16 protein-coding genes are annotated in these 15,489 nt (G+C 51.7%); 14 read left to right on the top strand and 2 right to left on the bottom strand.

Features of this window, described 5'->3' with window-relative positions; genetic code table 11:
• Nucleotides 1-69: 69 nt before the first annotated feature.
• Nucleotides 70-963 carry an NAD kinase gene (locus ACPAOP_RS04285; protein WP_423681385.1) on the bottom strand — a complete coding sequence of 298 codons (894 nt, stop codon included), beginning with the start codon at nucleotides 961-963 and terminating at the stop codon, nucleotides 70-72.
• 74 nt (nucleotides 964-1,037) lie between these two features.
• On the opposite strand from ACPAOP_RS04285, the gene ACPAOP_RS04280 reads away from it, so the two are divergent.
• Genes ACPAOP_RS04280 through ACPAOP_RS04270 form a run of 3 tightly spaced genes read left to right on the top strand, consistent with a single transcriptional unit; the run spans nucleotide 1,038 to nucleotide 3,184 of the window.
• Nucleotides 1,038-1,724: an HAD family hydrolase gene (locus ACPAOP_RS04280; RefSeq protein WP_423709449.1), complete on the top strand. Its 687-nt coding sequence runs from the start codon at nucleotides 1,038-1,040 to the stop codon at nucleotides 1,722-1,724.
• A gap of 44 nt (nucleotides 1,725-1,768) precedes the next feature.
• The gene (hrcA, locus tag ACPAOP_RS04275) at nucleotides 1,769-2,788 is read left to right on the top strand and encodes a heat-inducible transcriptional repressor HrcA (protein ID WP_423681383.1); all 1,020 of its coding nucleotides are present in this window, start codon (nucleotides 1,769-1,771) and stop codon (nucleotides 2,786-2,788) included.
• Between the two features lie 12 nt (nucleotides 2,789-2,800).
• Entirely contained in the window at nucleotides 2,801-3,184 is a 384-nt protein-coding gene (locus ACPAOP_RS04270) for a response regulator (RefSeq protein ID WP_423681382.1), read from the top strand.
• A gap of 47 nt (nucleotides 3,185-3,231) precedes the next feature.
• Here ACPAOP_RS04270 and fur read toward each other — a convergent pair whose 3' ends face one another.
• The gene (gene fur, locus ACPAOP_RS04265) at nucleotides 3,232-3,663 is read right to left on the bottom strand and encodes a ferric iron uptake transcriptional regulator (protein ID WP_423681381.1); all 432 of its coding nucleotides are present in this window, start codon (nucleotides 3,661-3,663) and stop codon (nucleotides 3,232-3,234) included.
• A 76-nt stretch (nucleotides 3,664-3,739) separates the two neighbouring features.
• On the opposite strand from fur, the gene ACPAOP_RS04260 reads away from it, so the two are divergent.
• The 11 genes from ACPAOP_RS04260 (at nucleotide 3,740) to ACPAOP_RS04210 (ending at nucleotide 15,419) form a co-directional block, all read left to right on the top strand.
• A complete protein-coding gene (locus ACPAOP_RS04260) occupies nucleotides 3,740-4,279 on the top strand; it encodes an outer membrane protein assembly factor BamE (RefSeq protein ID WP_423681380.1) in 540 nt (179 codons plus the stop codon).
• Nucleotides 4,280-4,290: 11 nt separating this feature from the next.
• Nucleotides 4,291-5,103, top strand: coding sequence for a 4-hydroxy-tetrahydrodipicolinate reductase (gene dapB / locus ACPAOP_RS04255; protein WP_423709448.1), 813 nt, complete (start codon nucleotides 4,291-4,293; stop codon nucleotides 5,101-5,103).
• Between the two features lie 13 nt (nucleotides 5,104-5,116).
• Nucleotides 5,117-5,803, top strand: coding sequence for a MotA/TolQ/ExbB proton channel family protein (locus ACPAOP_RS04250; RefSeq protein WP_423709447.1), 687 nt, complete (start codon nucleotides 5,117-5,119; stop codon nucleotides 5,801-5,803).
• A gap of 2 nt (nucleotides 5,804-5,805) precedes the next feature.
• Nucleotides 5,806-6,252, top strand: coding sequence for an ExbD/TolR family protein (locus ACPAOP_RS04245; protein ID WP_423709446.1), 447 nt, complete (start codon nucleotides 5,806-5,808; stop codon nucleotides 6,250-6,252).
• Between the two features lie 86 nt (nucleotides 6,253-6,338).
• Nucleotides 6,339-8,966, top strand: coding sequence for a leucine--tRNA ligase (gene leuS / locus ACPAOP_RS04240; protein ID WP_423709445.1), 2,628 nt, complete (start codon nucleotides 6,339-6,341; stop codon nucleotides 8,964-8,966).
• A 23-nt stretch (nucleotides 8,967-8,989) separates the two neighbouring features.
• Nucleotides 8,990-9,499, top strand: coding sequence for an LPS assembly lipoprotein LptE (lptE, locus tag ACPAOP_RS04235; protein ID WP_423681375.1), 510 nt, complete (start codon nucleotides 8,990-8,992; stop codon nucleotides 9,497-9,499).
• Entirely contained in the window at nucleotides 9,500-10,519 is a 1,020-nt protein-coding gene (gene holA, locus ACPAOP_RS04230) for a DNA polymerase III subunit delta (RefSeq protein ID WP_423681374.1), read from the top strand.
• Between the two features lie 137 nt (nucleotides 10,520-10,656).
• Complete coding sequence (locus ACPAOP_RS04225; RefSeq protein WP_423709444.1) at nucleotides 10,657-11,925, top strand: glutamate-5-semialdehyde dehydrogenase; 1,269 nt, start codon at nucleotides 10,657-10,659, stop codon at nucleotides 11,923-11,925.
• 37 nt (nucleotides 11,926-11,962) lie between these two features.
• Entirely contained in the window at nucleotides 11,963-12,385 is a 423-nt protein-coding gene (locus ACPAOP_RS04220; RefSeq protein WP_423709443.1) for a CopD family protein, read from the top strand.
• A gap of 115 nt (nucleotides 12,386-12,500) precedes the next feature.
• Nucleotides 12,501-13,712, top strand: coding sequence for a THUMP domain-containing class I SAM-dependent RNA methyltransferase (locus ACPAOP_RS04215; protein WP_423709442.1), 1,212 nt, complete (start codon nucleotides 12,501-12,503; stop codon nucleotides 13,710-13,712).
• Nucleotides 13,713-13,937: 225 nt separating this feature from the next.
• Nucleotides 13,938-15,419, top strand: a complete 1,482-nt coding sequence (locus ACPAOP_RS04210; RefSeq protein WP_423709441.1) for an NAD-dependent succinate-semialdehyde dehydrogenase — start codon at nucleotides 13,938-13,940, stop codon at nucleotides 15,417-15,419.
• Nucleotides 15,420-15,489: the final 70 nt, after the last annotated feature.

The raw sequence follows: 15,489 nt of genomic DNA, 5'->3' as shown, positions 1-15,489 counted from the left end.
GAGCAGACTGAGATATTTTAGCAATAACTACGGTAAAAACGTGCTACTGCCGGCAGGCCGCGTCTGTCGTTAATTCAGAGCACCTTCGACGGTAGGGTATTCATTCCAGTGCAGTTTTTCCCGCAGCGTATGGTAATAATTCCAGTCGTGCGGATGCAGGAAAGTGACCGTGTGGTTGGAGCGTTTGACGATGATGCGATCCTGGCGCAACAGGCTGGCAAAGGTTTGCATGTCAAAGTTGACGCTGATATCACGACCGGCAACGATTTCGATCACGATTTCGCTGCTTTCCGGCAGCACGATAGGGCGGTTCGATAAAGCATGCGGTGCGATTGGCACCATGACGATACCGCTCAGGCTGGGATGCAGCAGCGGTCCGCCTGCGGAGAGCGAGTAGGCGGTTGAGCCGGTCGGAGTGGACACGATCAGCCCGTCTGAGCGCTGGTTATACATAAAGTGAGAATCGACTTCGACGCTGAGTTCCACCATGCCGGAACCCGTACCGCGGGATACCACGATATCGTTGAATGCAAGTCCACTGAAGATCTGATGATCTTCCCGCACGACTATGGCCTGCAACAGGCTGCGGCGCTCGGTGACGTATTTTCCTTTCAGCATTTCGGCAATCACAGGAATCATGCGGTCCAGCGGAATATCGGTAATGAAACCCAGCCTGCCCTGATTGATCCCTATTAAGGGAACGTTATATTCAGCAAGCTGGCGTGCAATACCCAGCATCGTGCCGTCACCGCCGACGACGATGGCGGCAGTCGCGTGTTTGCCTATCTCTGCAACTGACATCGCATGAAAACCGGGCAATTCTATGTATTGCGCTGTTTCCGCTTCCACCACGACCGTATGTCCGGCGCGGTCAAGAAAGCTGGCGAGTTCACTCATGGATTCTGCGATGCCGGGCGCATTGTATTTACCAACAAGTGCAATCGTTTTTGGTATGACAGTCATAAAAAAAGAGTGGTGACGTGATTCGTCAGATTAGACCATAATTAGCGTAGAAATGAATCAACTGACTGCTATTTATGACAATTAAAGCTGTATTACTGGATCTGGACGATACCTTGTGGCCGGTTGCGCCGGTGATTCAACATGCGGAAACGCGTTTATATGAGTGGATGCAGCAGCATGTGCCTGCGGTGGCAGGGAATTATTCCGTCGAATCGATGCGGCAACGGCGCAATAAACTGGTGCCGACTGATCCCCGTTTTCAATATGACTTGTGGGCTTTGCGACACACCTTACTGAGTCAGATATTCGCAGAACATGATGTGCCTGTCACGAAGGCCGATCAGGCCATGGCGGTATTTGCCGATGCCCGCAATCAGGTCAGTTTGTATGATGATGTTGTTCCAGCGCTAAAGGTATTGTCGCAGCGGGTTCTGTTGGGTTCGGTCTCAAATGGCTTTGCTGATCTGCGTGAAATTGGTCTTGCTTCACATTTCCGTACATCGATTGCGGCACGTGAGTTTGGCTGCGCCAAACCTGACCCGCGTATCTTTCTCGCTGCCTGTGACGCGCTGGGTGCGGCGCCTCATGAAACCTTGTATGTCGGCGACGACCTGTTGCTGGACGTGCAGGGTGCGCAACAAGCCGGATTGCGCGGTGCATGGATGAACCGGCATGGTCAGGAGAAGACGGATGAGCGCCATCAGCATATTGAGCCCGACGCAGAATTTAAAAATTTACATGATTTGACAAAATGGTTATGAAGTTTTCTATGTTCAGGTTTGCTTCAAACGCATAAAATGAACAGATGCTACTAGATACTCGCGCTCAAACTCTTTTAAAAGCCCTCGTAGAACGCTACATTGCTGACGGTCAGCCGGTCGGTTCGCGTGCTCTTTCAAAAATTTCCGGCCTTGATCTTTCACCGGCGACGATCCGGAATGTGATGGCAGATCTGGAAGAAATGGGCTTGGTTGCCAGCCCGCACACCTCTGCAGGCCGTGTCCCTACGCCTAAAGGTTACCGGGTATTTGTTGATAAATTACTGACGGTGCAGGAAATCAGCGAACTGGGGCTGGAGTCGCGTCTGCAATCGGGTTTGTTATCTCAACCCCCGCAAAAAATCATTGCGAATGCCGCGCAGATATTGTCGTCGTTGTCGCAGTTTGCCGGTGTCGTCATGACGCCGAAAACTGAATCGATTTTTCAACAGGTCGAGTTTCTGCGTTTGTCGGAAAAACGTATTTTGCTGGTCGTTGTTGCTCCCACCGGAGAAGTGCATAACCGCCTGCTTCTGACGGACACGGATTACACTCCGGCGCAGTTATCGCAGGCGGCGAGTTACCTGAATCAGAACTTCAGCGGACATGCTTTTGAAGATGCACGACTGGGCATTAACAGTGAATTGCGCCAGTTGCAAACAGATATGACCAGGCTGATGCAGGCCGCCGTGGAAGCGGGCAGTGATGCCTTGTCCGAACAGAGCGATGACATGGTTATCTCAGGAAAGACTAATTTGCTGAATGTGCAGGATCTGTCGTCCAACATGACATCGCTGCGTAAGCTGTTTGATATGTTTGAGCAAAAGAGCAGCCTGATGCAATTGCTGGACGTGTCATGCAAGGCAACCGGAGTACAGATTTTTATCGGTGGCGAATCGCAATTACTGCCCATGGATGAAATGAGCGTTGTTACGGCACCGTATGAGGTCAATGGCAAGATTGTCGGTACTCTGGGGGTGATCGGTCCGACGCGGATGGCATATGAGCGAGTGATTCCGATAGTCGATATCACGGCGAAATTACTTTCTAACGCCTTGAGTCAGTAAAAGAGACATCTGATGTTAAATAAAAATATTTCAATTTTGCTTATTGATGACAACGACATTACCCGCGAGGTGTTACGTGTCGTGTTGCGCAACGAGGGATACACGGTTGCAGGGGAGGCGACGGATGGCGGCTCCGGACTTGATCTGGCGCTCAAACTGAGACCGGATGTGATTATGCTGGATGTTGTGATGCCCAAAGTCAGCGGGCTCGATGTGTTGCCGAAAATCAAGGACATGCTGCCGGATTCCAGGATATTGCTGGTGACAGCGAGTCACGATAAAGATGTTCTGTCGGAAGCCGTGAAATCAGGCATACACGGCATTATCCTGAAGCCATTTAATGCGCAGAAAATCATTGATACCGTCGCCGGTGTCGCTGCAAAAATAAAAAAGTAATCCGTTACCGCCGACTTATTCACATGATCACATGAGGTCATGGAGGCTTAATTGTGTTTGTGTTCGCAATTCTCTTTCGTGCAACTGCCATAGATCGCGAGTGAGTGTTCGGCAATTTTAAAGCCGCGCTCCAGAGCAATGGTGTGTTGACGCTCTTCGATTTCAGCGTCAAAAAACTCCTCCACGCGTCCACAATCGAGGCAGACCAGATGATCATGGTGCGAGCCTTCGTTTAATTCAAAGATCGCTTTGCCGGTTTCAAAATGATTCCGGTGCAACAGGCCAGCCTGTTCAAATTGCGTCAATACCCGGTAGACGGTAGCCAGGCCGACATCCATATTGTCGTTCAACAGTATCTTGTAGACATCTTCTGCAGTCAGATGGCGGACCTTACTGTTTTGGAAAATTTCAAGGATTTTCAGGCGAGGCAAGGTTGCTTTCAGTCCGCTGGCTTTCAGATTTGGGGTGCTGTTTGTCATGTTTTCGGTCAAAAGAGGGCTATCTGCTTTATGATATCGGGTTTCAGGGCATGTTGCTCAATTACTGAGGGTACCTATGCGATTGTTGTTTTCAAAATCTGTTCAGGATAAAGCCATACGGCTTGCAGGTATGACGTTGGTGCTGGGTTTGTCTGCCTGTGCATCGAAAGCACCGGTGGCGGATAAAACAGTGCCAGCGACAGCTGGTACGCAAGTATACGCTCCGACCGGGGTGAACAAATTCCTGGGCTATATTTCTCCGTATCGTATTACTGTCCAGCAAGGTAACTTCGTTTCTCAGGAAATGATGGCGCAGATCAAAGAAGGTATGACACGTGAGCAAGTCCGTTTTGTGCTCGGTACCGCTTTACTGACCGATATGTTTCACGAAGACCGCTGGGACTATCCTTTCCGCCTGACCAAGCCGAATGGTGAGCAGGTTGTCAGCCAGGTGACGATTTATTTTAAAAACAATACTGTCTCTAAATTTGAGGGCGGTAGTTTGCCAACGGAAAAAGAATATCTGGCAAGGATCACCGAGTCGGCGTTGGGCTTAGACAAAGTTGAGTCGCTGAATGATCTCGACGGCACGCCGAAGAAAAAAGATAAAAAATAAAGAAAGCTAGTATGACCGCATTAAAAGTAGCAGTGGCGGGTGCTTCCGGCCGCATGGGAAAGATGCTGATTGAAGCGATCAGCAACTCAGATGATATGGTGCTGGCTGGCGCACTGGATGTGGCTGGTTCGCCGGCAATAGGGACTGATGCCGGATCCTTCCTGGGGAAACCGGCCGGCGTGCTGATTGAATCCGATCTGGCCAAGGCTTTGGCGGACGCGGACTTTCTGATTGATTTCACCCGCCCCGAAGGGACACTGAAACACCTTGAGTATTGTGCCGCGCACGGCATCAAAATGATTATCGGCACGACCGGTTTTGACGATGCGGGTAAAGCAGCCATTGCAGCAGCGGGCAAACGAACCGCGATTGTCTTTGCGCCGAATATGAGTGTTGGTGTCAATGTGACGCTGAAGCTGCTGGAAATGGCAGCCAGGAGTTTCGCCGAAGGCTACGACATCGAAATCATTGAAGCGCATCACCGGCATAAAGTCGATGCACCTTCCGGTACCGCGCTCAAAATGGGCGAGGTGATTGCTGACGCGCTCGGTCGCGATCTGAAAGAGGTTGGTGTTTTTGCACGCGAAGGTGTGACCGGTGAACGCGATCCGTCTTCGATTGGTTTTGCGACGATACGTGGCGGTGATATTGTCGGTGATCACACTGTGCTGTTCGCCGGTATCGGGGAACGTGTTGAGATTTCACACAAATCTTCCAGTCGCGTCACCTATGCGCACGGCAGTTTGCGGGCGGCTCGTTTCCTGAACGACAAGGCAACCGGTCTGTTCGATATGTACGACGTGCTCGGGCTGAATAATCACTAACTCATCCATCGCAATGAACGCTGCAATCGCGCATTACTGGGAGCAGGCAGATCAGTTCGGGCATGCTATTGCCTATCTTTTACTGCTGATGTCATTGTTGAGCTGGGCGCTGATTTTTGCTAAAGCCTGGTCTTTCTGGCGGGTGCGTCAGGCAGCGCCGGTCTTGCCGACATTCTGGCTCGCGCCGACCATGGCCGATGCGCAGAGATTGTTACAACAACGCGATAAAGAGCATGTGTATCTGTCGCTGGCGGTAGCGGCGATGTCGGCAATGGATGCCGCTCAGCGTGCATCAACATTGACTGCTGACAGCAGTCTGAATGATGCGCTGACACGCGCTTTGCGTCAGCAGTTGCAGGCAACCACAAGTCGTCTCGAAAATGGCCTGACGGTGCTGGCATCCGTTGGGTCCACTGCTCCGTTTGTTGGTTTGTTGGGGACAGTATGGGGGATTTATCATGCGCTGACGACGATATCGTCCGCAGGCACGATACAGATAGATCAGCTTGCGGGACCCGTCGGTGAAGCGCTCATCATGACCGCTTTTGGTTTGATCGTCGCCATTCCTGCAGTGCTTGCTTACAATGTTTTCAACCGTTTCAATCGCATGACCTTTGCAGAGCTGGATGGCTTTGCACATGATCTGCATGCGCATTGCAGCCGCAGCAGCGATCCGCAACATTCTGACAAGCAGGTGTAAGCATGGCGTTTGGTTCGTTTAATGACAAAGCCGGACGATCGCAGATGCACAACATGGCCGATATCAATGTCACTCCTATGGTGGATGTGATGCTGGTGTTGCTGGTGATTTTCATCATTGCCGCACCATTGATGACACCAGCGATCAAACTGGATTTGCCACAGGCTGCGGCGAAGGTCAGTCAGCAACAGCCGGAATCGCTGCAAATTGCCATTGATGCTGCAGGCATCATTTATTTGCAGGGTGCTGCCACAGATCTGGCAGCGCTGGAGCCCCGCTTCCGGCAGGCAGCTTTGCAACAGCCGCAACCTGATTTGCAATTACGCGCCGACAAATCCACCCGTTACGATGTGATTGCGCAACTGATGGCGGCGGCGCAGGCGCAGGGGTTGAACAAAATTGCGTTTGTGATGCAACCCGTGACGGAAGCTGACGCCGCCAAACCCTGATGCTCGCAAGCATTGCTCAATATCATCCCTGAACCAGTTATAATCTAAGGTTCTGAGTCATTCCCGCATCTACTTCTGGTCACGTCATGCAAGAAAAATACACGCCCTCCGACGTCGAGCAATCGGCGCAATCCCATTGGAAAAAAATCGACGCCTATAAAGCCGTAGAAAATAATCCACGTTTCCCTAAAGGTAAATATTACGCCTGCTCTATGCTGCCTTACCCTTCCGGTAAGCTGCACATGGGCCATGTGCGTAATTACACCATCAACGATATGCTGGCCCGCCAGCTGCGTATGAAGGGGTACAACGTGTTGATGCCTATGGGCTGGGATGCATTTGGTCTGCCAGCTGAAAATGCGGCGATTGCGTATAAAAAATCACCTGCAGAATGGACTTACGCGAATATCGAAGACATGAAGTCGCAGATGGAACCGCTGGGTCTGGCGTTCGACTGGTCGCGTGAAGTGGCGACCTGCGATCCGGATTACTACCGCTGGAACCAGTGGCTGTTTCTGAAGATGCTGGAAAAAGGCATTGCTTATAAAAAAACGCAGGTCGTGAATTGGGACCCGATTGATCAGACCGTGCTGGCGAATGAGCAGGTGATTGATGGTCGCGGCTGGCGCTCTGGCGCTTTGGTGGAAAAGCGTGAAATTCCCGGTTACTACTTTGGTATCACCCAATACGCCGAGGAATTGCTGAGCAGTATTGATACGCTTGATGGCTGGCCGGAACAAGTGCGCACTATGCAGCGCAACTGGATAGGCAAGAGCGAAGGCGTGCGCTTTGCATTCAGTCACGAGATCAAAGACGACACCGGCGCATTGGTACAAGACGGCAAAATGTATGTCTTCACGACTCGTCCTGACACCATCATGGGCGTGACGTTCTGCGCCGTGGCGGCGGAACATCCGCTGGCGACTGTCGCTGCAAAAAATAATGCGAAACTGGCAGCGTTTATCGAAGAATGTAAAGCCGGCGGTACTTCCGAAGCTGAAATGGCGACCAAGGAAAAAGAAGGTCTGCCAACAGGCTTATTCGTCACGCATCCGCTGACCGGTGAACAGGTCGAAGTCTGGGTCGGTAATTATGTGCTGATGACTTACGGTGACGGCGCTGTGATGGGCGTACCTGCGCATGACGAACGTGATTTTGCTTTTGCCAAAAAATACGGTATTGCGATCAAACAAGTGGTGACTGTTGAAGGTGAAAGCTTTACCACTGAAGCATGGGCTGACTGGTATGGTGACAAACAGAAATGTGTGACCGTTAATTCCGGCAAATACGATGGTCTGAACTATAAGGCAGCGGTGGACGCTGTCGCCGCTGATCTCGCTGCCAAAGGCGTCGGCGAGAAAAAAACCACCTGGCGTCTGCGTGACTGGGGTATTTCGCGTCAACGCTACTGGGGCACGCCGATTCCTATCATTCACTGCGAATGCTGTGGTGATGTGCCTGTACCTTACGAAGATTTGCCTGTGGTATTGCCAACCGAATGTATTCCTGACGGTTCCGGTAATCCGCTGAAAACGCATGCAGAATTTTTGAATGTGCCTTGTCCGAAATGCGGTAAGCCAGCGCAGCGCGAAACTGACACGATGGATACCTTCGTTGATTCCAGCTGGTATTTCATGCGCTATACCTGCCCGGATGCGAAGACGATGGTCGATGAACGCAACGACTACTGGATGGCGATGGATCAGTATATCGGCGGCGTCGAGCATGCGGTCTTGCATTTGCTGTACGCCCGTTTCTGGACCAAAGCCATGCGCGACCTTGGTTTGGTGAAAATCGATGAGCCATTCAAAAATCTGTTCACGCAAGGCATGTTGCTGAATGAATCGTTCTACCGCGAAGACGAGAGCGGCAAGAAAACCTGGTTCTATCCGAATGAAATCGAAGTTCAGCACGATGACAAAGGCCGTCCGGTATCGGCGAGCCTGAAATCTGACGGTCAGCCAGTGCAAATGGGCGGCATAGAAAAAATGTCGAAATCCAAAAACAACGTGGTCGAACCGAAAGACATCATCACCCAGTTTGGCGCAGATACGGCGCGTCTGTTCACGATGTTTGCTGGCCCACCGGATCAAAGTGCGGCATGGAGCAGTAGCGGTGTTGAGGGTGCCTCGCGTTACCTGCGTCGCCTGTGGGCATCGGCACTGAAATTGTCAGAAACGATTGCTGCCGGCGCTGTTGCACCAGCCAGCTATGCCGCGGATGTCAAAGTATTGCGCCGTGAAGTACATCTGACCCTGAAACAGATCGATGCCGATTACGATCGTCTGCAATACAACACCGTGGTATCCGGTGCGATGAAATTGCTCAATACGATAGAGTCTTTCAAATCGGATGCCGAAGGCTCGGCAGCCGCATTGCGAGAAGCGTTCAGCGTACTGCTGCGTGGCCTGTATCCGGTCTGCCCACACATCACGCATGCGTTGTGGCAGGAACTCGGTTTCGCAGCCGAACTCGGCGAGCTGATCGATGCACCATGGCCGCAAGTCGATGAAGCAGCACTGGTGCAGGATGAAATCGAACTGATGGTGCAGGTGAACGGCAAACTGCGCGGCAGCATCAAGGTCAGTAAAGATGCAGATAAAGCCACGATAGAAGCGACCGCGCTGGCCAGTGAAAGCGTGCAGCGTTTCATCGAAGGTGCGCCAAAGAAAATCATTGTTGTACCGGGTAAACTGGTCAACATCGTCGCTTAATTTTTGTTACAGGAGTGATCCGCATGCGTTCTGTTTTTTCACGTCAACTGACATGGCTGCTCGCAGTCGTCATGCTGATGAGCTTGTCTGCATGCGGTTTTGCCTTGCGCGGACCGGTCAGCTTTCCTTTCAAAAGCATTTACATAGGATTGCCGGAAGCATCGTCGCTGGGGGGCGAGTTAAAACGTCAGATACGCGCGAACGGACAGACGCAAATCACCGCTGACGCGAAAGACGCGGAAGTGATACTCGATGTGCTGAGCGAAACCCGCGAAAAGCAGATTCTGTCCTTGAACAGTCAGGGCAGGGTACGTGAATACAATCTGCTGTATAACTTCCGTTTCCGTTTGCGTAATGCGGTTGGTAAAGAATATCTGGAACCAGTGACGGTGCAACTGAAGCGCACGATCACGTTTAATGAAGCGCAGGTGTTGGCGAAAGAATCCGAAGAAGCTTTGCTCTATCGCGATATGCAAAGCGATCTGGTGCAGCAGATTATGCGCCGCCTGTCGGTCGTGAAGATGGATCAATAAATGCAATTGCGCTTTGATGCCCTTGATGGCCATCTGGCAAAAACGCTGGCACCACTGTATGTGATTACCAGCGACGAGCATTTACTCGCGCTCGAAGCTGCGGACAAAGTCCGTCGTGCGGCCAAAGCGCAGGGCTTTTATGAGCGTGAAATTTTAACGGTCGAGCGCAGTTTTAAATGGGGCGCGCTGCTGGCCGCGAATCAGTCGCAGTCGCTGTTTGGCGATAAAAAACTGATCGATCTGCGGATTCCGACCGGTAAGCCCGGCAAGGACGGCGGACAGGCGCTGCAGGATTATGTCGCGCATTTATCGCCGGATAATCTGACGCTGATTACCTTGCCTAAGCTCGATTGGGCAACGCAAAAAGCGGCCTGGGTCAGCAGTCTGCAACAAGCGGCGGTGTATATCGATATTCCACTGGTGGAGCGAAATCAGTTGCCGAACTGGATCAGTCAGCGTCTCGCTTTGCAGCAACAAAGCGCGGACCGGCAAAGTCTGGATTTCATCGCCGATCGCGTCGAAGGCAATCTGCTTGCTGCGCATCAGGAAATACAGAAACTCGCTTTGCTGCATCCGGCCGGCAAGCTGAGCTTTGAACAAATCCACGACGCGGTGCTGAATGTCGCCCGTTATGATGTGTTCAAACTCAATGAAGCGATGTTGGCGGGTGACGTCGCCCGCTTATCGCGGATGCTGAACGGACTCAAAGGCGAGGGCGAAGCATTGCCACTGGTGTTGTGGGCGATGGCGGAAGAAATCCGCACTTTGCTGAAACTGAAATCCGGCATGCAACAAGGGCGGCCATTATCCGCCCTGCTGAAAGAGTACAGAATTTGGGGACCCAGAGAAAAACTCATGGACCCGGCATTACGCAGAGTCAGTTTGCAGACCTTGCAAACAGCGCTGCAAGAAGCCTCGCAAGTCGATAAGATGGTCAAAGGTTTACGTGCCAAAGCATTCGCCGGTGACGCCTGGGATGCGCTGCTGCAGTTGGGATTAAAAGTCGCAAGCGCCGCCTGAACTGCCGCCGCAGCACTGCCGGAAATGCCAAAAATCCCCGAAATTAGGGGAGTATCCTTAAAAAAACGCCTAATGTCCTTGTAAATAAAGGGCTTTAAAAAAATACTAGGGGGAGTATATAAAGCTCCCAAAATGACATGACGGACATTAAACACTACATGAACGACCTTGGCGCCCGCGCCCGTGCGGCATCGCGGGCGATGGCGAAGGCCGATACGGCGGCGAAAAACCGCGCCTTGAGTCTGATTGCTGCCGCGATCCGGCGCGACGCAGCAGCATTACGCGCCGCGAATGAACTCGATCTCGCCGCCGCCAAAGCATCAGGCATGGAAGCCGCGATGCTAGATCGCCTGACGTTGTCAGATAAAGCGATTGCAACGATGGCCGAAGGTCTGGAGCAGATCGTCAGTCTGGCCGACCCTATCGGTGAAATTTCGAATATGAAGTATCGTCCGACCGGCATTCAGGTCGGGCAGATGCGTGTGCCGCTCGGTGTGATCGGCATCATTTACGAAGCGCGCCCGAATGTGACCGTTGATGCGGCAGGTCTGTGCATCAAGAGCGGCAATGCGACGATACTGCGCGGCGGCTCGGAAGCGATTCACTGCAATCAGGCATTGGCAAAACTGGTCAAAGAAGGTCTGGCTGGCGCTGGCTTGCCGGCCGACGCGGTGCAGATCGTGGAAACCACCGACCGTGCTGCGGTCGGTGAACTGATCACCATGCCGCAGTATGTTGATGTAATCGTGCCGCGCGGTGGCAAAGGTCTGATCGCGCGACTGATGCAGGAAGCAACCGTGCCGATGATCAAGCATCTCGACGGTATCTGCCATGTGTACATCGACGATAAAGCCGATCTGCAAAAAGCGCTGGACGTTGCATTCAACGCCAAATGCCATCGTTACGGCACTTGCAACACCATGGAAACTTTACTGGTCGCTGAAGGAATTGCCGCGCAGGTCTTGCCGCCACTGGCAAAACTGTATGAGGCCAAACAAGTCGAATTGCGTTGCGACCCAGCAGCAGCGGTGATTCTGGCTGACTATCCTTATCTTGCGCAAGCCACCGAAGAAGACTGGAGCACAGAATATCTGGCACCAGTGCTGGCAGTCAAAGTGGTGGCGGATATCGATGCGGCGATGACGCACATCAATGATTATTCTTCGAAGCATACCGAAGCGATCATCACCGAAGATTACAGCCGAGCGCTACGCTTCTTACGTGAAGTGGATTCGGCTTCGGTGATGGTGAATGCATCCACCCGTTTTGCGGATGGTTTTGAATACGGGCTGGGTGCGGAAATCGGTATTTCGAATGACAAATTGCATGCGCGTGGCCCGGTCGGCCTGGAAGGTTTAACGTCGTTAAAATACGTCGTGTTTGGTCACGGCGAAGTTCGCCAGTAAATTTTTGTATGCCACTTTGAAATTTTGAAAGTCAATTATGCTCTGGATTAAAGCGCTGCACATTCTGTTTGTCACCTCCTGGTTTGCCGGTTTGTTTTATCTTCCGCGCATACTGGTGAATCTGGCGATGGAAACCGATGCCACCAGTACCGGACGTTTGTTGCTGATGGCACGTAAGCTGTATCGCTTTTCCACGATGCTGATGGTGCCAGCGATATTGCTGGGCTTGTATTTGTGGCTGGGTTACGGCATCGGTAAAGGCCCCGGCAATGGCTGGATGCATGCGAAATTATTGTGTGTGATTTTGCTGATCGGTTATCACCATACCTGCGGCAGTTTGCTGAAAAAATTTGAAAAAGGCCAGAATAAGCGCAGCCACGTCTGGTTCCGCTGGTTTAACGAAGTACCGGTGATTTTGTTGCTGATCGTCGTGATATTAGTTGTCGTCAAGCCTTTCTGATTGGTGACCGAAAACAGTGCACGTTGCTGATGTACAGCGGCTGCGTGTAAGTGCAGTGAGGGGTGAGCCATGCTCACCCTGTATTTTTTGAATTACAACGGATAAAAGGTTCCCCATGACACGTCATTCTTATTTTTGTCCATGCCCGCGCGGCATGGAAATCGCTCTCGCTGAAGAGTTGAACGAAATTGCTGCGATGGATAAAACCATGGCAGTCCACAATCAAGTGCCGGGCGGCGTCCATTGTTCCGGCAGTCTGCAAGACGGCTGGCGCATCAATTTGCATTCCCGTATCGCCTCACGCGTGCTGATGCGTATGGCGCATGCGAGTTACTCGAATGAAAACGATATTTACGATCTGGTGTTAGCGCAGGCGTGGGAAGACTGGTTCGGTTATCACCACACGATACGCGTCGATGTCACGGCAGTGAAGTCACCAGTCAAAAGTCTGGAATTTGTCACGCTGAAAATCAAAGATGCGATTTGCGATCGTTTCCGTGATCAGTTCACGCAACGTCCTTCGGTTGATACGAAAACACCGGATATGCGTATCGTCGGTTTTCTCGATGCGCATAATTTCACGATTTATCTCGATACTTCCGGCGAACCTTTGTTCAAGCGCGGCTGGCGTATGGAAACCGGTGACGCACCTTTGCGCGAAAATCTGGCCGCAGGTTTGTTGCGTACTGCGGGCTGGAAACCGGGGGTGCCTTTGTTTGACCCTATGTGCGGTTCCGGCACGATATTGATTGAGGCAGCACAAATTCTGGCAGGGATTCCGCCGGGATTAAAACGCGAATTCGGTTTTGAAAAATTTCATCAGTTTGATGCGGATGCGTGGGCTGCTATTAAAGCCGCCGCGAAACCAAATCCTTTGCCTGCTGAACCGACAATTTTCGGCAGCGATATTTCCGGCGATATGGTCGTCATGACGCGCAATAATCTGAATAAGGCAGGTATCCGTTTTGAAGTGCCGCTGAAACAGATTGAAGCGCAGGAAATCAAAGCACCGACGACGCAGCCAGGCATATTGCTGACCAATCCGCCGTATGGTGAACGTATCGGCGTGCGCGGTGACAGCTCGCTGGAAAGCGATGAGCTGGCAAAAGAGTTTTTCAGCGCCTTCAGCACCACTTTGAAACAACGTTTTGCCGGCTGGAGCGTCTTTTTGTTTACCGCCGATCTGACTGTACCCAAGATGCTGCGTTTAAAAGAATCACGTAAAACGCCTTTCTTTAACGGTGCGCTGGAATGTCGCTTATTCCGCTTTGATATGGTTGCCGGTTTCAACCGACGCGAGGAAGCCAAACCAAAAGAGCAGAGATGAAATCAAAATAATTCATCTGAATAAAACAGCCGGGTCAAGCAGACCTGGCTGTTTTGCTTTAGGCTTTCTTTTTATTTGCGCACTTGCGGCAATTCAACGCGAGGCGTGTTTGTCAGAACTGACAGATCTGCCTGTCAACAAGCGATCATCTTGTTGTGTGTGGTATGGCGTAAGTCCGGTATGTGCGGTTCATTAATCAGTCAAAAACAGAATGGAGACGGAGTGATGTCATCAGAACAAACTGCAAAAGCATTAGGATTAAAAGACGCGTCGTTGTTGCGTGACGCGGCGTATATCAATGGCACCTGGGTGCAGGCACAGAACAGGTTTGATGTGTTTAATCCATCAAACAATACTGTGCTGGCGACTGTACCTAATTTAGCCGAATCTGATGCGCTTGCCGCTATTGCTGCCGCGCAAGCTGCTTTCCCGCTGTGGGCGGCGAGAACGGGTAAAGAGCGTGCCAATATTATGCGTCGCTGGTTTGATCTGATCATTAGTCATGCCGACGATCTGGCGGCGATCATGACCGCGGAGCAGGGGAAGCCGCTTGCCGAGGCAAAGGGCGAAGTCGCCTACGGAGCCAGTTTTGTCGAATGGTTTGCCGAAGAAGCAAAACGTGTTGCCGGTGATGTGATGGCCTCAACCTGGAGCGATAAGCGTATGGTCGTGTTGCGGCAACCGATAGGTGTGTGTGCCGCAATCACGCCCTGGAATTTCCCGATTGCGATGATTACCCGTAAGGTCGCTCCGGCTGTGGCTGCGGGCTGTTCGATCGTAATTAAACCTGCAGAGCAGACGCCGTTATCGGCACTGGCAATTGCCGAACTGGCACACCGCGCGGGAATTCCTGCAGGGATCATTAATATTATTACTGCCGATGCGGAGCAATCTATTACTGTCGGTAAAGTTTTATGCGATAGCCCGGTTGTTCGTCATTTATCGTTTACCGGTTCGACGCCGGTAGGCCGTATTCTGATGCGGCAATCAGCGCCAACGGTCAAGAAGCTGGCGCTGGAGCTGGGCGGTCACGCGCCATTTATTGTTTTCGATGATGCTGACATTGATGCTGCTGTCGAAGGCGCCTTGTTATCCAAGTTCCGCAATTCAGGTCAGACCTGCGTTTGTACCAACCGTTTTTATGCACATGCATCGGTCTATGATGAATTCGTCAGTAAATTAGCGGCTGGAGCAAAAAAAATCAGAGTGGGCGACGGTTTTGAGACCGGAGTGAATCAGGGACCCATGATCGACGCGCAAGCGGTGGCGAAAGTAGAAGAACATGTTGCTGACGCGGTTGCGCAGGGCGCCCGTTTGCTGACCGGCGGCAAACCGCACAGTGCAGGAGAATTATTCTATGAACCGACCGTTCTGGCTGATGTCACAGCATCCATGCTGGTGATGAACGAGGAAACCTTCGGACCGGTTGCCGCCGTTGTGAAATTCACATCGGAAGAAGAAGTCATTGCCGCTGCAAATAACACCGACTTCGGACTGGCATCGTATTTCTATTCGCGTGATATCGGCCGCGTCTGGCGCGTTGCCGAAAAACTGGAATATGGCATGGTGGGGATTAATACTGGCTTAATTTCCAATGAGGTTGCACCGTTCGGCGGTGTCAAACAATCCGGGCTGGGACGCGAAGGTTCCAAATACGGGATGGATGAATATCTGGAGATGAAATACCTGTGCATGGGTGGAATTTAACTCTTTACTGTATCGCATGAGCAACAGAAAGGCGAAATATTTTCGCCTTTCTGCTTTTTTTTGTAACAGC

Origin of the sequence: Undibacterium sp. WLX3042, assembly GCF_049544825.1 — a bacterium.
Lineage (GTDB): Bacteria > Pseudomonadota > Gammaproteobacteria > Burkholderiales > Burkholderiaceae_D > Undibacterium.
Note: the sequence above shows the minus strand (reverse complement) of the source record. Positions and strands in the feature narration are given on the sequence as shown.